Origin of the sequence: Streptosporangium sp. NPDC049644 (genome assembly GCF_040675205.1) — a bacterium.
Classification (GTDB): domain Bacteria; phylum Actinomycetota; class Actinomycetes; order Streptosporangiales; family Streptosporangiaceae; genus Streptosporangium; species Streptosporangium fukuiense.
Genome location: NZ_JBFAOJ010000048.1, coordinates 21,434 through 38,230 on the forward strand (window position 1 = coordinate 21,434; position 16,797 = coordinate 38,230).

Below are 16,797 nucleotides of genomic sequence, written 5' to 3' on the forward strand. Positions count from 1 at the left end.
GGTCGACAACGGTGAATTCGTTCCATGCGGAACTCGCTCGGGTGTGCGCCGAGCTGGAGACGCCGCTCTTCGGAGTGACGGGTGACAGCAACCTGTTCTTCGTCGACTCGTTCGTGCGTCGCGGGGGACGGTATGTCGCCGTGACCCACGAGGGCGCCGCGGTGCTGATGGCGGCGGGGTACGCCAGCGTCTCGGACCGGGTGGGCCTGGCCACCGTCACGCAGGGGGCCATCACCAACGCCGTCACGGCGCTCGCCGACGCGACGCGGTCCCGCCTGCCGCTCGTGCTGTTCGCCGGGGAGACGCCGTCCTGGGACGACGACAACGTGCAGCGCGTCCCCACGGACGCGATCGTGCGCTCGTCCGGGGCGGAGTATCTGCGGCTCGAACACCTGGCGGACGCCGACGACGTCCTCTCCCTCGCCTTCCGCCGCGCCCGCCGCTCCGCGCGGCCCGTCGTCGTGGGCATCCCCACGGACCACACGCACGAACCCTGCTCCCTGTCCAGCGCACTGTCCGGGTCACTGTCCGGGTCACTCTCCGGGCTCGCGCAGGAGGTGGTGCCCGCCCGAGACGCGGTCCGGGCCGCGGTGGAGGTGCTCCTGCGGACGCGTCGCCCGCTCATCCTGGCCGGGCGCGGAGCGATCGCCGAGGCGGACCGTACCGCGACGCTCGCCCTCGCCCGCCGTCTGGGCGCCCGGGTGGCGACGACCCTCCGGGCGAAGGAGCTGTTCCGCGACGAACCCGCCGACCTCGGAATCTTCGGGGGTCTCCGGTCCGGCCGGTCGGCCGTGTACTTCGACGCGGCCGACGTGATCGTGGCCGTCGGGGCAGGTCTGAACTCCTACACCACCCACCAGGGGGCCGCGACGCACGGCAGGCATCTCGTCCACATCGACGTCGACGCGGCGAAGGCCCGCTCCACGCCCTTCGTTCACGGCAGTGCGGCGGCGACCGCGCGGGCACTGCTGGAGGAGCTGGCGGCGCAGGGCGTCGATTCCGACCGGCCGCTCTGGGACGTAGCCGGCTCCGCCGAGCCGGAACCGGCACGCGCGGAGATCTCCGCCGCGCCGTCCGGTGATCGGCGTCCCGGCACAGTCGAGTACATCGAGAGCCTGGAACTCCTGGACTCGCTGTTGCCCCCGGATCGCCTGCTGACCGTCGACGGCGGCCGGATCTTCTTCGAATCGGTGCGGCGCATCTCGGTCGCGTCGCCGAGGGACTACGTGCACACGATGAGCATGGGATCCATCGGGCTCGGTCTCAGCCTGGCGATGGGGGCGGCCGTCGCCGACCCGGCCCGGCTCTCGGTCGCGGTCAGCGGTGACGGGGGCTTCATGCTCGGAGGTCTGTCGGAGTTCACGACGGCTGTCCGCCGGCGACTCAAGCTGCTCGTCGTCGTGTTGAACGACGGCTGTTACGGCGCCGAGCACCACCATTTCGTCAAGCGAGGTCACGACCCCGCCACGACCTACTTCGACTGGCCGGACTTCGCCCCGGTCGCGCGCAGCCTCGGCGGACACGGGGTGGAGGTCCGCCGATCCGCCGACTTCCAGCATGTCGCGGACGCGATCGCCGCCGGATCCTGGCCGCTTCTGGTCGACGTCAAACTCGATCCGAACCGGATCCCGATGGATTTCCACCGGGTCCCTCCCGCCGCGCGCGCAGGAGGACACCCGTGAGGATCGGCATGCCCATCAACTACGCGCGCGACTTCCACGAGACGGTCGAGGCCCTACGGGAGTACGAGGCGGCCGGCCTGGACGTCGTCTTCCTGCCCGAGGCGTACACCTTCGACGCGGTGAGCCAACTGGGTTACATCGCTGCGAAAACCTCGACCTTGCAACTCTGCTCCTCGATCCTCAACATCTACTCCCGCACCCCCACGCTGCTGGCCATGACCGCCGCCGGGATCGACTACGTCTCAGGCGGGCGCTTCACGATGGGCGTCGGCGCGTCCGGCCCCCAAGTGATCGAGGGCTTCCACGGGCTACGACACGACGCCCCGCTGGCACGAACCCGCGAGGTCGTGGAGATCTGCCACCGGGTGTGGCGACGCGAGCCGGTCGAATTCCACGGCAGGCACCACGACATCCCCCTCTCCCCCGAAAAGGGCGGCTCGGGTCTCGGAAAGCCGCTGAAGCTCATCAACCACCCGCTGCGTGACCGGATCCCCCTCGTGCTGGCCGCCCTCGGTCCGAAGAACGTCGAGTTGGCCGCCGAGCTGTTCGACGGCTGGGAACCGCTCTTCTACCTTCCGGAGCGGGCGAAGGACGCGTTCGCCGACGCGCTGCGAGCAGGGCGATCGAAGCGATCCGCGAAATTGCCCCCGCTGGACGTCATCGTCGACGCCAAGGTGCTCATCAGCGAGGACGAGGCCGAACTGGCCGCGGCCAGGCAGCAGGTGCGCGAGCACCTGGCCCTCTACATCGGCGGCATGGGCGCGAAGGGAAGGAACTTCTACAACGACCTCGCCGTACGCTTCGGCTTCCCCGGGACCGCCTCCAGAGTCCAGGATCTCTTCCTGTCCGGCCGCAGGAAGGAGGCAGCGGCCGCGATCCCCCGGCGACTCATCGACGGCGTCGCCCTCGTCGGCCCTCCCGGCTGGGTATCCGAACGCCTGGCCGCATTCGCCGAGTCCGGCGTGACCACCCTCAACGCCACCCCACTCGCCACCACCCACCGGCACCGCGTCAAGGACATCACCGCCCTGCGAGGATCCGCAGGATGAGGCGGGCCTCCATCGGACGGACCTCCTCAAGTGCCAGGTTGACCAAGTCCGCGGGGTCGTCACAACGATCAGCCTGAACGATTCTCACCCCGCGCGGGCCGCGGTGACGAAATCCCTGATGAGCCCGGAGTCCTTCTCCCCGGGCGCGACCTCCACGCCGCTCGACACGTCGACCCCCCAGGGCCGGGCCGCGGTGATCGCCTCGGCCACGTTCGACGGGGTCAGGCCCCCGGCCAGCATCCAGCGGCCCTCCGGGCGCCCGCGCACGGCCGCCCAGTCCCACGGCTCCCCCGAGCCCGGCCTGGGCGCGTCCACGATGAGCAGGTCCTCGTCGAGGGCGCCGCAGCGTAGATCGGTGCTCGCGGCCCCGGCGCGGACCAGCGTGACGCCGAGGTCCTTCAGCGCGGTGAAGTCCGCGTGCGGGTGCTCGCCGTGCAGTTGGACGGCGCGTACCCCTGACTCCAGGGTGGCCGCCCTGACCTCCTCGGTGGGCTCGCCGGCGAACACCGCCACGGTCAGCACGTGCGGGGGGACCGCCGAGGCCAGTTCGCGCGCCCGCGCCGGGGTGACCCGCCGTGAACTCCTGGTGAGGACGAATCCGATGGCGTCGGCGCCCGCCTCGACGGCGGTCGCCACATGTCCGGGCTCACGCAGCCCGCAGATCTTCACATACACCCTCGTACGTTAGCCCGTTCTCCAGGCCGGTCGCCGCCTCCGCCGTCAGAGGGCGTTCAGGAATCTCGCGGCGATCGGCGCCGCGACCGTGCCCCCGGCGCCGCCGTGCCGGACGAACACCGCGAAGGCCAGGGAGCCCCGGTAGCCGATGAACCAGGCGTGGTCCTCTCCGCCCTCGACCTCGGCGGTACCGGTCTTGCCGGCGGTGTCCGGCGGGAGGCCCGCCCCGGCGGCCGTACCCCGGCCGACCACGGCGCCCATCATCGTCCGCAGGCCCGAGGCCACCTCATCGCCCAGCGGCACCGGCTGCGGCGAGTCCGCGGGGGGCTCGGCGGTCGTGATCGCGGGTCTCCACACGCCGCTCGCGACCGCGGCGGCGACCTCGGCCATGCAGAGCGGGCTGGCCTGCACCGAGTTCTGGCCGATGGCGTCGGAACCCAGCTGGTCCGGGCTCTGGTACGCCTGGATCCGGCAGGAGCTCAGTCCCGGCTTCTCCCGGAACCCGAACCGGTCCGCCGCCTCGGCCCGCAGCCGGTCGTCGCGCAGCCGCTCGTACGCCTGCTGGGCGAAGGTGGTGTTGCAGGAGAGCGCGAAGGCCGTGGTGAGGCTCACGACGCCGTGGTCGACACCGTCGGAGTCGGTGAAACTCCGGCCGTTCGGAATCGTGTAGCCCGCCGGGCAGGCCACCTGCGACTCCTGAGTCAGGCCGTTGTGCAACAGCGCGGCCGCGGTCACCACCTTGAACGTCGAGCCCGGCGGGTAGAGGCCGTTGAACGCCGCCCTGCCCCCCAGCCCGTCCGCCACCGCGCGCACCTGGCCCGTCCTGATGTCCATCGCCACGATCGCGGCGGGCTGCCCGACACCGTCCAGGGCACGGGCGGCGGCGGCCTGGACCGGCTGGGAGATCGTGGTCCTCCTCCCCGAGGGCGGCCGGGGCGAGGAGGCCAGCAGCACCCGGCCGGAGCCCTCCTCCTCCAGCTTCACATCGAGGACCGTGTCGCCCAGCCCGGTGAAGTAGTCGCCCGCCCTGCTGTCGCGGGGGAACGGCAACCCCTCGCGGGTCAGCGTGGCCGGGCGCCGGACCTCGGTCTCCTTCAGCACCAGGCGCCCGCCGTCCTTGAGCGCCGGGTGCATCGTCTCCGGGCTCCAGAGCACCTTCCAGGTGTCCGCCCGCATCACCAGGCGCAGGACCGAGGTGAACGGCCAGCGGCCCAGACCCGCGACCTCCCTCACCCCGGTGAAGGACAGCTCGGCCGCCTCGCTCTCGCGGTGCAGCTCGCCGGGGGCGAGGGAGGACAACGAGGCCCGCAGATCGGCGTCGAACCTGCGGTGCCGGTCGGCGAAGTCGGCCGGGGGGTCGGCGACCAGGTCCGCCATGGCGGCGAGATCACCGGCCTGCCAGGCGGCGAGGTATCTCGCCCCGGCCTGCGCGGGGCCGTCCTGCGGGGTCGGTGTCAGGGTCGGTGTCGCTGTCGGTGTCGCTGTCGGTGTCGGTGTCGGGGTGGCCGCTGCCGGATCGGACAGGGTCAGCTTCTGGCCGGGCCGCGGCTCCCCGGTGGGGGTGGACCGCGGCGAGGCCACCACGGCCCCCGGTGCCGCCATCACCCCGTACACGCCGAAGGCGACGATCGCGACCGCCAGGGCGGCCAGCACGAGGAGCCGTCGATCCCGCATAACCGTTTGCTCCCCTGGGTTTCCACGGTTGCCAACCAGCAAAAAGATCGTAAAGGTGATGAGCGTCGGCGAACCAGGCTTTTCGGACTTCGGTACCGCAGTGTCATGTCGCGGCCGGGAGAGTGGACCCGACGGGGCGTGAGCCCGCCACCTGGTCCGTGACGTGCTCCAGGATCTGCAGGGCGACCTCGACCTCGGCCTTGGTCACGGTGAGGGGCGGGAGGAGCTTGACCACCTCGCCACGCCTGCCGCAGGTCTCGACGAGCAGGCCCTGGGCGAAGGCGAGCGTCGAGACGAGATCGGCGACGTGGCGGTCGGCGCACGGCAGGCCCAGCATCAGGCCACGGCCGGTCGGCGGGGCGAGCCAGTCGTGGCGGGTGGCGATGGCGGCGAGCCCCTGGACCAGGGGCCGGGACCGTTGCGACACCGACCGCCGCAGAGCGCCGTCACTCCACCACTCGGAGAGCGCGAGTCGCGCGGTGACGAACGCCAGGTTGTTGCCCCGGAACGTGCCCGAGTACTCACCGGGATCCCAGACGTCCAGGGAGGGCCGGATGAGGACGAGGCCCATCGGGAGACCGACTCCGCTCAACGACTTCGACAGGCAGACGACGTCGGGCTCGACCCCGTCGGACTCGAAGGAGAGGAACGGTCCGGTCCGGCCGCACCCCGCCTGGACGTCGTCGACGACGAGCAGCGTTCCGTGGGCCCTGCAGAGACGTTCGATCTCCCGCAGGCGCGCCGTCGTCGTGGGCCGCACGCCACCTTCGCCCTGGACGGTCTCGACGATGAAGGCCGCGGGCGGCGTCGAGCCGGGAGCGGTGAACGCGCGCTCCAGTTCCTCGGCGGCGCGCCCTGCAGACGGCTGTTCGAACTCGTGCGGGACCGTGGTCACACCGCGGATGGCCGGTGGGACCCCGCGGGGGGCGCCGAGGCCGGAGACACCGATGGAGTCCCTGGTCATCCCGTGGTACGAGCCCGACAGGTGAACGATCCTCTCCCTGCCGGTGGCTATGCGGGCGAGTCGGACGGCGGCCTCGACGGCGGTCGTGCCCGCGGGGCCGGTGAATTGCACCCGGTACGACATCCCGCGCGGACCCAGGATGTGATCCGCCAGAATCCGCAGGAAGTCACGTTTCGCGGGCGTCATGGTGTCCAGGCTGTTAAGAATGCCACCCGACCGGAGATAATCGATCATTCCCTCGACCAGCACCGGATGATTGTGACCGTAATTCAGACTTCCGGCTCCGGTAAAGAAGTCCAGATATTCCCTGCCTCGCTCGTCGGTCACTTTGGTGCCCGCCGCGGTGCTGAACACCGTCGGCCAGCGTCGGCAATAAGCGCGGACATTGGACTCGATCGCGTCAAATACGTCCACGAGTCTCCCCGTCTTTCGCGAACCTAGGCGGCGCACCGCCGCGAATGTACCATGACGTTTGGGGCGAGTCGAGAATTAACCGGATACGGCGTCACCGACGCTGGAAGTCCAGAAATGGTAACCGAGTCAAACGGGGAATCACCGACGGCCGAGCCTGCTGGAGGCCTCTGATGAGTTCGTGGGTCCGGATCACTCGTGACGACGGCGCGGGACATCACCCGCCGCCTGACCGGGTGGTGTTCGCCGACGGCGGGGACAGCCCTTGGGGGTGCGGCTTTCCCTCGACCGGCGACGCACGGGTGCGAGCCGCCTCCGAGTGGGTGGCCACCGCGTGCGCCGCGGTCGGCCGCGCGCGGGAAGGCGGGGTGCGGGCGGCCGAGGTCGTCGGCACCGGCGTGCTCGCCTCGCTCGTCAGGAGGGCGCTTCCCGAGGCGGGCGGCCGCGTCCCGGATGTGATCGTCGACACCACCGGGTCCGCGCGCGCCGTGGCGGACGCGCTCTCCCGGGTGGCCAGGCTCGGCACCGTCGTACTGGCCGCCCGGCCGACGGCCTCCGCCCTCATGGTCAGGACGTACCAGGACGTCCACGTGCGGGGGTTGACCGTCGTCGGGGTTCCGTGGGCCACCGGGGCCACCGTCCCCACGGGAAGCTGCCTGGAGCGGTTCTCCTGGGCGCTGGAGCGGCTGCGGCCGTGGGACGAGCGGTGACCTCGACCATCGCGTTCTTCTTCAAGGCGCGCCACGGCTTCGGGCACGTGCGCCGGACGTTGCTGATCGCCGACGCGCTGCGCGCGCTGGAGCCGACGGCCGAGATCTTTCTGGTGGGCCAGGTGCGCTCACTGCTTCCCCTGCGGGAGACCCCGCACCGGGTGATCAATTTCCCGCACATGAACCGGCTGCCCAACGACGCCATGGAGACGGCGCTCCGGAAACTGCTGAACGACGTGATCGCCGAGATCGACCCGGCGCTGATCGTCGAGGACACCTTTCCCGATCCGAATCACCTGTTCCTTCCCGCGGCCCGCGAGGTGCCAAAGGCACTGGTCCTGAGGAAACTCAGCGGGATCTTCTTCGAGCGCATGCGCCGGCGGGGCGAACTGCGGCACTACGACCGGATCCTGGTCGCGCAGGACTGGGCGGGATTCACCGCCGGCGGCCATTCACCGGACAGCTTGCTGCTCGCCGGGAATTCGTCACGCTTCCACTTCTTCGAACCGGTCTTCCACCTTCCCGGCCCTTCGGAGATCGCCGATGTCGAGCGGCGATACGGTGCGGAGCCACTGGTGGTGGTGGCGGCCGGCGCGGGCGGCGAAACCGGAGACCAGGGATATACGGAACGGCTCTTCATGAGCCTCTCCGCGGTCGCGGCCCAATTCCTCGAACGGTCGGTGCCCGCGCGATTCGTGTTCGTCACCGGGCCCTACTACGCGGGTGCCGCGCCACCGGAGCTCGGCAACATCACCACCGTCTCCTATGAGAGGTCACTCGCCGCGCTGCTGCACCTGGCGAAGGTCGCGGTCATCAGGCCCGGTTTCAACTCCCTGCACGAGGCGGTCTCCGGCCCTGCCCGGCTCGTCCTCGTCCCCGGGCACAACACCGCCGAGGATCAGTGGGGGGATGGCCGCCGGCTCGCCGCGCGGGACGGCATCGACGTGAGCGACCGCGAGGACGTGGATCGGCTCGGCGCGCTCGTCCTCGCGGGCCTGACGGCCCCACCCCGGACTCCCCCGGTCACCCTGCGGCCCGCCCAGCGCGAGATCGCCGCCGCGCTGCTGGAGGAGGTTCGCCTGCACGCCGACCCCTGGGGGCGCCCGGCGCCCCCGGGGGTCTTCCTGCTCGCCGGCGGCCTGGACACGCCGGAGCGCCACGCCGTCGCGGCGGCCGCCCTGCCCGGCGTGTCCCGCGTGGGCGTGGACGTGTCGGCGCCCGCCCCCGGCGACGGGTCCGGGCGCCCCGCCGAGAGGTCGCCTCACGACCGGAGTCGTCAGGCCCCGACGGCCGCCCTCCTGCTGGACGTCGCCCCCGGCATCGACCTGACCCCCGCGTCGCTGCACGCCGAGGGCGTCCGCGTGCTGTTCCTGCCGGAACGGGACGACTACGACGATCAGGCGGGCCCGCAGCTGCGGGACTGGCTGCGCGGCCATCACCTCGGCGGTCAGGGGCTGCTCCCCGTCCGCCTGCACCACCTGAAGGTGACCGAGACCCGGCCGGGCGAGCTCCGCTACCGCCTGGAGCGGCTCCGCGAGCAGATGGCCGTACCCGCGATCTACCTCGACCTGTCCGGCGTCACCTCGGCCGGCCGCCTTGACGCCTACCTCAGGGACGTCTCGGCCTGGCTGGCGGCGGCCGGGCTGGCACTGCGCGGGCTGGGCGACTTCATCAGCGGCCAGACGACGGCCTGGCTCGAAGGAGGATCGAACGGTGACCGATGAGCCCCGGGACGAGGAGCCCGTTCGCATCGGGCGGGTGAACGTGCGCTCGGCGGACCAGCCGATAGCCGAGCAGGCCGCCCTGATCGTCAACGGGCTGCGCGGGGGCGCCTACCACATCGTCGACGTGAACCTGCTGGATGATCACCGGTTCGAGAGCGTCGGTCTCCCCGGGCCCGAGGGTGGACCGAGCCGATGCCTGCACGAGGTGGTGGCATGGCGGGCCAGGACGTGTCCCGACGCGATCGCGGTGGTGACCGGTGACCGGCGGCTGACCTACCGCGAACTGGAGGTCTGGGCGGAGGCGCTGGCGACGCGGCTCCGCGAGCTCGGGGTGGCGCCCGAGGTGCGGGTGGCCGTGTGCCTGCCGCGTTCGGCCGAGTTGGTGGTCGCGGCGCTGGCGACGCTGAAGGCGGGCGGTGTGTACGTGCCGCTGGATCCGGCGCAGCCGGCCAGGCGGCTCGGCTTCATCCTGGCGGACACCGGGGCCCGTGTGATCGTCGGGACGCCGGGAACGGCGGCCGAGGCGGGCCATCCCGCGATCCCGGTCGTCACAGTTCGGGAGTCCGCCTCGCGAAAGCGGCTCGCCCCGCAGAGCCCTCCGTCCGCGGACGGTCTCGCCTACATCATGTACACCTCCGGCTCGACGGGGGTTCCCAAGGGCGTCATGGTCTCCCACCGCTCGGCGGTGAACTACCTCTGGAACATGGGGGCCCGCTGGGGACTGGGGCCGGGTGACACGGCGCTCCAGCTCGCGCACCCCTCCTTCAGCGCCTCGATCCGCGATCTCTTCGGGCCGCTGCTGCACGGAGCCGCGGTCGAACTGCTGACCGACGAGTCACTGCGATCCCCCGAACACGTCGTCGGGCGGCTCACCGCCGGGGTCACCTGTGTGCTCTCCTGCTTTCCCAGCCTGCTGCGCACCCTGCTCGAGGCCTGGCCGGAATCGGGTGCGACCACCCTGCGCCTCGTGATGATCATCAGTGAGACCCTCCCGCCCGGCCTGCTCGCCCTCGCGCGGCGCCGCTGGGGCCCTGACGTCCGGGTGGTCCACCAGTACGGTCTGACCGAATGCGCCATGACCTCGTTGTGGTGGAGCCCGGGCGACGACGGCCCGCTGGAGGGCAGGGTGCCGATCGGCGGTCCGATCCCGCACACGAGCGCGCGCGTGCTGACCGACGACCTCCGCCCGGTGCGGCCAGGAGCCGTCGGTGAGCTGCACATCGGCGGGACCGGCCTGGCCCGGGGGTACCTCAACCGGCCGGGCCTGACGGCGGAGAGGTTCGTCGCCGACCCCTTCTCCCCCTCCGGCGGGCGGCTTTTCAAAACCGGAGATCTGGCCAGGCGACGGCCGGACGGCTCGATCGAGCTCGTGGGCCGCAGGGACCACCAGGTGAAGGTGCGCGGCTTCCGGGTGGAACTGGGCGAGATCGAGGCGGCGCTCCACCGGCACGAACAGGTGGCGGAGGCCGTCGTGGTGCTCTCCTCCCCGGATTCCGGGCCCGGGCTGGTGGCCTACCTCGTGCCCACCGGGCACGCGGCGCTCACCCCGGCGGGACTGCGCGCCTTCCTCGGGGAACGGCTGCCCGGCCACATGGTGCCGGCCCGCTACGTCATGCTCGACGCCCTGCCGCGAACCGCCCGAGGCAAGATCGACCGCGCCGCCCTGCCCGCCCCCGGTCACCACCGCCCGGAACTGGACGAGGCGTACACCGCCCCCCGTGACCCGGCCGAGCGGGCATTGGCCGAGATCTGGTGCGAGGTGCTCGGTGTCGACCGGGTCGGCGTCCACGACGACGTGTTCGACCTCGGCTGCGACAGCCTGCTGCTCATCCGGGCGCTGGCGCGGATCCGGGCCCGCCTCGGTGCCGACGTCCCGGTGCGGAGCGCCTTCGAGCACCCGACCGTCGCCGCGCTGGCCGCCACGCTGCCCGGAGCGGGATCCGGCATCTCACCCCCCGGTCCTGAGCCCGCCGGGCACGACGGCCCTTCGCCGCTCTCCGACGCGCAGCGGCGGCTGTGGTACGTCGACCGGCTGGCCCACGGGAGCCCGCTCTACACGGTCGCCGCCGCCTGGCGGCTGGAGGGGGCGGTCGGCGTAACGGCACTGCAGCGGGCGGTCGACCGTCTCGTGGCACGTCATGACGCGCTTCGGACCGTGTTCGTCGACGACGCGACCGGCCCCGGTGCCGTGGTGCGCGAGGACCTGCGGGTCGTCGTCCGGGTGCGCGCGGTCGACCCCGGCGCGGACCCGGCGGCACTCGTCGACGACGCGACACGGCTGCCGTTCGACCTGCGGACCGGACCGCTGCTCCGTGTCGCGCTGTTCGCGATCGCGCCCGAGACGCACGTGCTGCTGCTGACCGCGCACCACATCGTCGTCGACGCCCGCGGCCTGGAGGTGCTGCTCGACGAGCTCGCCCTCGCGTACGGCCGGCCGGGAACCGGCGAGATCGGCGAGCTGCCGCCGGTGACCACCCGCCCCGCCGACCTCGTCGCCTGGCAGCGTGCCCTGGCGCGGCGGCCGGAGACGGAGGCGGCGCTGGAGTTCTGGCGTGCGCGGCTGGCCGGGGCGCCGGCCCTGGTCGGCCTGCCTGCCGACCGCCCGCGCCCGGCCGTGCCCGACGCGGGCGGCGCGGTCCTGCGGTGGCGGATGCCGTCCGGGCCGGCGGAAGGGCTGGAGCGGCTGGCGCGCCGGGAGGGGGCGACCTTCTTCATGGCCGCGCTCGCCGGATGGGCGGCGCTGCTGGCGCGCTGGAGCGGCCAGGACGACCTGGTGATCACCGTTCCGGTGGCCGGGCGGGACCGGGTGGAGGACGAACGGCTGGTCGGCTGCCTGATGAACCTGCTGCCGATACGCATCGATCTGGGCGGCGGGCCGTCATACCGGACGCTGCTGGGCCGGGTGCGGGCGGCTGTGCTGTCGGCGCTCGCCCACCGCCATGTGCCGTTCGACGTGCTGGTCGGCCAGGTGGCGCCGAGGCACGAAGGGGTACATCCGCTGGCCCAGGTCCTGTTCGACGTGGAGCGCGAGCCGTCGCCGCTCGGGCTGGCCGGGCTGCGGGCGACCAGGCTGGAGGTGGATACGGGCACGGCCAAGGCCGACCTGTCCGTGACACTGCGGCGGGACGGACGGGGCCTGACGGGCTGCCTGGAGTACGACGTCGCGCTGTTCGACGAGGCGACGCTGCGGCCGCTGACCGAGCAGCTGGAGACGGCGCTGGCCGCGGTCGTGGCCGACCCCGACCTCCCGCTGGCGACGATCCCCCTGATCGAAGCCGGCGAGGGGGCGCGCCTGGCACCGGAGGGAGAAGGTGCGGTGATGCCGTACCCCGAGGAATGCCTGCACGAGCTGGTGGCGCGCCAGGCGAGGTCCCGCCCAGAGGCGCCGGCTGTCGTCGGTGACCGCCGGCTGACCTACCTTGAGCTGGAGGAGTGGGCGTGCGCGCTGGCGGGGCGGCTGCGGGAGCTCGGGGTCGGCCCCGGGGTCCGGGTCGGCGTGTGCGTGCCGCGCTCGGCCGAACTGGTCGTGGCGGTGCTCGCCGTGCTGAAGGCCGGTGGGGCGTACGTGCCGCTGGATCCCGCTCATCCGGCCGGCCGCCTGGCGCTGCTGCTCGCCCGGACGGGCGCGAAGGTGTGCGTCGCCGCCCATGGCCTCGACCTCCCGGTCCCGCTGGTCCATCCCGGGGAGCATCGGGCACCCGCCCGGCACCGGCCGCCGGAGGTCGCGGAGACCGGCCCGGACGACCTCGCCGCCGTCTACTTCACCTCGGGCTCCTCCGGCGAGCCGAAATGCGTGCAGATCACTCACCGCAACTGGGTCAACCGGATCGAGTGCATGCGCCGCGACCATCGTCTCGATCCCGGTGAGCGGGTGCTGCACAAGACGGCGCTCTCCTTCGACGACGCCGTCGTTGAGATCTTCTGGCCGCTGACCTCGGGCGGCTGCGTCGCCGTGCTGGACGCCGGGGACGAGCGCAGTCCCTCGGCGATCGTCGAGGCCGCCCGCGCGCACCGGGCGCGCTACCTGTTCCTCGTCCCCAGCATGCTGGCGCCGGTCGTCGCGCACGTCCGGCGTGATCCGGGCTCCCTGGGCGAGGTCCGCGCCGTCTTCACCTCCGGTGAACCCCTCACCCCCGGCCTGGTCGGGCGGTACTACGAGGCGGTCGGGGAAGGCGGACCCCGCCTCTACAACCACTGGGGGGTGACCGAGGCGGGAATCGACTCCACCTCGTACGCGTGCACGCCCGAGGACGGCCGCAGGCGGCAGGTCCCGATCGGGAAGGCGATCGGGAACGTGCGCGTCCACGTGCTCGACGCGGCGCTGCGCCCGGTCCCGGTGGGCGTGGTGGGTGAGCTGTGCGTCGGCGGGGCCGGCGTCGGCCTGGGTTACCTCGACCGGCCTCGGCTCAACGCCGAGCGTTTCCCCGCCGACCCGTACGCCGCCACTCCGGGCGCGCGTCTCTACCGCACCGGAGACCTCGTGCGGCGGCTTCCCGGCGGCGACCTGGAGTTCCTCGGCCGCCGCGACCAGCAGGTGAAGGTGCGCGGAAACCGGGTCGAGCTCGGCGAGGTGGAGGCCGCGCTGGAGGCCCACCGCGGGGTCCGGCGCGCGGTGGTGTCGGTGCGGCCGGAACGCGGCGGCGGCCAGAACGGCTCCTCGGGGACCACGCCGCACGAGCTCGTCGCCCACATCGTGTGCGCCGAGCCCGGCCTCCGTCTCACCGACCTGCGCGCTCACCTTCGGGCACGGGTGCCCGGCTACATGGTGCCCGACGCGTTCGTGGTGCTCGACGCCCTGCCGACGCTCCCCAGCGGGAAGGTGGACCGGGCCGCCCTGCCGGACAGGGGCGGGTCACGGCCGGAGCTGGAGACCGCTTTCGTCGCCCCGCGCACCCCCGCCGAGGAGAGACTCGCCGGGCTGTGGCGCGAGGCGCTGGGGATCGAGAGGGTCGGCGTGCACGACGACTTCTTCGACGTGGGCGGCCACTCCCTGCGGGCCGCGGTCCTGGCCGCCAGGATCGAGGCCGAATTCGGGGTCCCGCTCCCGCTGCGCATGTTCCTGCGATCCCCGACCATCGAGGCACTGGGGCGGTGGCTCACGCGGTAGGCCGGCCGCTCAGACCGCGTCCTCGCCGTCGTCCTCGCCGTCGTCCTCGCCGTCGTCCTCGCCGTCGTCCTCGCCGTCGTCCTCGCCGGTGTCAGCCACCGCCGGGAGCGTCAGCGTGTCCGCGGTCCACCGGAGGGTCACCTTGAGGTTGGCCTCGGCGCTCGTGTTCGCGATGACGACGCCCGCCTGGGTGGCGAGCTTCACCGCGAACTCGACGGTGACCTCGCTCGGCGGCTGGGCCATGTCCCGCATCCGGCCGGTGACCGCGCCCGCCGCCGACTGCAGCCGGGCGATCGCCGTCTCGAAACTCTCCGTCGCGGCCGTGGCCACGTCGTGCAGGCGTCCGGCGGCCACGACGCCGCCGCCGCGCGGCTCGGTCGCGGCCTCCACGATGAGCGTGGTCCCGTCGGGCAGTGGTACCTCGACGAAGTCTCGCACCAGGAACCTCCCTCTGTTCCGCGGCTCGTCACGACGCGGTGACGCGCAGGGTCCATCTGACCTCCCCGTCCGGGGGAATGACGCCCGCCCGGCCCGGCTCGGCCCTGATCAGCCCGGCCCTGGCACCGATCATGGGCTCGACCCCGATCGACCGGTAGGGGCCGGCCTCCGGCCAGCCGCCGAGGTTGCGCCAGACCGCGATGGCGGTCGGCTGCCCCTCGGCGGTCAGCCTCATGGTGAGCGTGCTCGCCCCGTCGCGCACGGTCGCCGAGTCGAGCCCGGCCAGCATGAGGAACGTCACGGTCCCGTCGGAGGGCCCGAACTCGCTCATGTCGACCCCGCCCGCGTCCGGCCATCGGGCCGTGAAGTCCGCGTCGTCGGTGCTGACGTCCATCGGATGCCCCTCGGGCAGCAGGAGCCGGGCCGCGTCCGACAGGTCGAGCAGGGCGTGGGCGGCCCAGATGAACCGGCGGCCCGGCTCGCCCCGCAGCAGGTAGGAGGCGGTGACCCCGTCGTCGAGGAGGATCGAGCGGTGCAGCCGGTAGTCCTCGCCCCGGACCGTGAGCCCGTCGCCGTCGGGTTCCCAGCGCCGGGACCACACGTCGCCGTGGTCGGGTTCTCCCGAGACGGTCGGGAAGCACTCCTCCAGGCCGCCCGCGTCCACGAACGCGTCACCCGGCCGTACCAGGTCGCGCTCGGGGGCGTCCCTGCGCCACAGCCACTCCTTGCCGTCGGGGCCGCGCAGCGAGGTCCATCTGGCGCCGTGCTCGGCGTCCACGCGCAGGTCGATCCGGCTCATCACGCGGCCTCCCGTGTCGTGTTCATCACATCTCCCGGAGCGTGCGGCCCCCGGGCTCCGGTCCCGGGGGGAAGATCAGCGGATTTCCCACGTCACCTCGAATGCCCAGGTCCGGCCGTTGGGAAAGTCGTCGGCCGCGTCGGCGGCCAGTGCGGCGACCTGGCTGCGGTAGCAGCCGATCGCCGCCCGTTTCCCCGCCAGGGACTCCTCGGTGAGCCGATGCACCCGCGCCCGCCCCAGGCCGAGGCCGTCGAGCTGGGCCCGGAGCCAGCCGTCGACGTCCAGGCCGCCTGCCTCCGAGGGGGTGGTCGCGTCGACCCAGCCGGGCCAGCCGAAGCGCGCGGCGTACGGCAGGTCGGCGTAGAGCAGGCGCAGCGCGCCCGGTGTCGCCGCCAGCGCGGCATCGCGTGCGGCGAGGTGGTCGGGGTGGCCACCGATCCCCGCGGGGATCCAGACGACCGCCGCCGCGCCGAGTGCCGCCGCCAGTTCCTCTCGCAGGGCGGCCTCGTCCAGCTGCCGGCCGCCGCGGTGTGACGCGCCGACGAAGTCGAGATGGACGGGTGCGCATCCGGCCAGCCCCAGTGCGGCCTCGTCCTCGCTCCTGCGTTCGGCGGCCCGGACCGCCGGCTCGGCGCAGCCCGTCAGCCGATCCCAGGGGGAGGGACGCGCCCCCGCCGGGGGAATCCCGGCGAAGACGGTGACCACGTCGCGTACGTCCTGGCGGGTGAGAACGTGCCAGGCGGACAGTACCGCGTCGTCGGGATGGGGTGAGACGACCACGGTGCGATCCCTGTCCCGGTCGTTTCCGCTCACCGCGCTCCCGCCCGTTGTGCCGTCCTGCCGATAGCCCTATCTTCAAATCAATGAGTGTCTTCGATGCGGACCCGCCACCCATCCTTCAGGTAGACGACTTCGCGGGTCAATACATGTGGCACGACGACGGCTGGCTCGGCCGGCTCGAACTCACCGCGGCCGGCGGGGAATTCCCACTGCGCGGTTCATACTTCAGTTACCGTTTTCAATCTGAACACGAAGTAACCGCTGTTTTTGGCGGTGAACGGCCACATGAGATCCGGCTGAGCATTCACGATTTCAACGGGCTCAGCGCCCAGGAGTTCACCGGCTACCTTTCCGCCGCCCGGAGAAACACCATCGCCGGGGTCACCTACTGGCGGCAGGAACGGTACGCGTTCTTCGCCAAGAAGTCGGCGCCCCTGCTGCTGCCGGCCTTCCGGCGCGGGGAGCCCGTCCCCACCGACTTCGCGGGCACGTTCTCGGTGCGCTGCGACGGCGGCCCCGCGACGCTCGTCCTCGACCAGGTGCGGGAGCGCCGGCTCGGCGGCGCCTGGCTGCAGGCGGGCACGGGGCCGTACGGCGTCTCCGGAGAGATCGACGCCGACGATCCGCTCCTGGTCAGGCTTGACATCGACGTGCCGAAAGGCCCCGCGAGGTTCACCGGCTCGATCTTCTCCCGCCCGAAGAACGCGCTCGCGGGCTGGATCGACACACCACGCGCCCGGATCGGGTGCCTCCTTGTCCGCTACGCCTGAACCGGTGGCCACGT

At 72.5% G+C, this 16,797-nt stretch carries 12 protein-coding genes; 6 read left to right on the forward strand and 6 right to left on the reverse strand.

From position 1 onward, the window contains the following. The first annotated feature begins 11 nt into the window (after nucleotides 1-11). Nucleotides 12-1,682, forward strand: coding sequence for a thiamine pyrophosphate-dependent enzyme (locus tag AB0J58_RS25215; RefSeq protein ID WP_364219551.1), 1,671 nt, complete (start codon nucleotides 12-14; stop codon nucleotides 1,680-1,682). Then, entirely contained in the window at nucleotides 1,679-2,731 is a 1,053-nt protein-coding gene (locus AB0J58_RS25220) for an LLM class F420-dependent oxidoreductase (protein WP_364219554.1), read from the forward strand. The genes AB0J58_RS25215 and AB0J58_RS25220 overlap by 4 nt, the downstream gene beginning before the upstream one ends. A gap of 84 nt (nucleotides 2,732-2,815) precedes the next feature. Here the strand turns inward: AB0J58_RS25220 and AB0J58_RS25225 are convergent, their stop codons facing one another. The 3 genes from AB0J58_RS25225 to AB0J58_RS25235 form a co-directional block, all read right to left on the reverse strand. Beyond that, on the reverse strand, nucleotides 2,816-3,406 hold the full coding sequence (locus tag AB0J58_RS25225; protein ID WP_343963609.1) for a phosphoribosylanthranilate isomerase: 591 nt from the start codon (nucleotides 3,404-3,406) through the stop codon (nucleotides 2,816-2,818). 45 nt (nucleotides 3,407-3,451) lie between these two features. After that, complete coding sequence (locus AB0J58_RS25230) at nucleotides 3,452-5,080, reverse strand: penicillin-binding transpeptidase domain-containing protein (protein WP_364219557.1); 1,629 nt, start codon at nucleotides 5,078-5,080, stop codon at nucleotides 3,452-3,454. A 103-nt stretch (nucleotides 5,081-5,183) separates the two neighbouring features. Next, nucleotides 5,184-6,458, reverse strand: coding sequence for a diaminobutyrate--2-oxoglutarate transaminase (locus AB0J58_RS25235; RefSeq protein ID WP_364219560.1), 1,275 nt, complete (start codon nucleotides 6,456-6,458; stop codon nucleotides 5,184-5,186). Between the two features lie 170 nt (nucleotides 6,459-6,628). Here AB0J58_RS25235 and AB0J58_RS25240 point away from each other — a divergent pair, with 170 nt between their 5' ends. From AB0J58_RS25240 to AB0J58_RS25250, 3 genes are read left to right on the forward strand one after another with little or no spacing between them, the layout of a single operon-like run. Continuing rightward, nucleotides 6,629-7,165: a hypothetical protein gene (locus tag AB0J58_RS25240; protein WP_364219563.1), complete on the forward strand. Its 537-nt coding sequence runs from the start codon at nucleotides 6,629-6,631 to the stop codon at nucleotides 7,163-7,165. Continuing rightward, nucleotides 7,162-8,889 carry a hypothetical protein gene (locus AB0J58_RS25245; RefSeq protein WP_364219566.1) on the forward strand — a complete coding sequence of 576 codons (1,728 nt, stop codon included), beginning with the start codon at nucleotides 7,162-7,164 and terminating at the stop codon, nucleotides 8,887-8,889. The genes AB0J58_RS25240 and AB0J58_RS25245 overlap by 4 nt, the downstream gene beginning before the upstream one ends. Next, complete coding sequence (locus AB0J58_RS25250; RefSeq protein WP_364219569.1) at nucleotides 8,879-13,996, forward strand: amino acid adenylation domain-containing protein; 5,118 nt, start codon at nucleotides 8,879-8,881, stop codon at nucleotides 13,994-13,996. The genes AB0J58_RS25245 and AB0J58_RS25250 overlap by 11 nt, the downstream gene beginning before the upstream one ends. A gap of 9 nt (nucleotides 13,997-14,005) precedes the next feature. On the opposite strand, the gene AB0J58_RS25255 is transcribed toward AB0J58_RS25250, so the two are convergent. From AB0J58_RS25255 to AB0J58_RS25265, 3 genes are all read right to left on the reverse strand, one after another. Further along, nucleotides 14,006-14,434, reverse strand: a complete 429-nt coding sequence (locus AB0J58_RS25255; protein ID WP_364219572.1) for a CU044_2847 family protein — start codon at nucleotides 14,432-14,434, stop codon at nucleotides 14,006-14,008. Nucleotides 14,435-14,462: 28 nt separating this feature from the next. Next, nucleotides 14,463-15,233 carry a hypothetical protein gene (locus AB0J58_RS25260; RefSeq protein ID WP_364219575.1) on the reverse strand — a complete coding sequence of 257 codons (771 nt, stop codon included), beginning with the start codon at nucleotides 15,231-15,233 and terminating at the stop codon, nucleotides 14,463-14,465. Between the two features lie 75 nt (nucleotides 15,234-15,308). Next, nucleotides 15,309-16,046 carry a PIG-L family deacetylase gene (locus AB0J58_RS25265; RefSeq protein ID WP_364219578.1) on the reverse strand — a complete coding sequence of 246 codons (738 nt, stop codon included), beginning with the start codon at nucleotides 16,044-16,046 and terminating at the stop codon, nucleotides 15,309-15,311. A 50-nt stretch (nucleotides 16,047-16,096) separates the two neighbouring features. On the opposite strand from AB0J58_RS25265, the gene AB0J58_RS25270 reads away from it, so the two are divergent. Beyond that, nucleotides 16,097-16,783, forward strand: coding sequence for a hypothetical protein (locus tag AB0J58_RS25270; RefSeq protein WP_364219581.1), 687 nt, complete (start codon nucleotides 16,097-16,099; stop codon nucleotides 16,781-16,783). The last annotated feature ends 14 nt before the right edge of the window (nucleotides 16,784-16,797 follow it).

What these genes read in the sequence shown, in the direction of transcription:
- AB0J58_RS25230 (WP_364219557.1), bottom strand. Translation starts at nt 5,080, where the DNA reads ATGCGGGATCGACGGCTCCTCGTGCTGGCCGCCCTGGCGGTCGCGATC.
- AB0J58_RS25260 (WP_364219575.1), bottom strand. Translation starts at nt 15,233, where the DNA reads ATGAGCCGGATCGACCTGCGCGTGGACGCCGAGCACGGCGCCAGATGG.
- AB0J58_RS25240 (WP_364219563.1), top strand. Translation starts at nt 6,629, where the DNA reads ATGAGTTCGTGGGTCCGGATCACTCGTGACGACGGCGCGGGACATCAC.
- AB0J58_RS25270 (WP_364219581.1), top strand. Translation starts at nt 16,097, where the DNA reads ATGAGTGTCTTCGATGCGGACCCGCCACCCATCCTTCAGGTAGACGAC.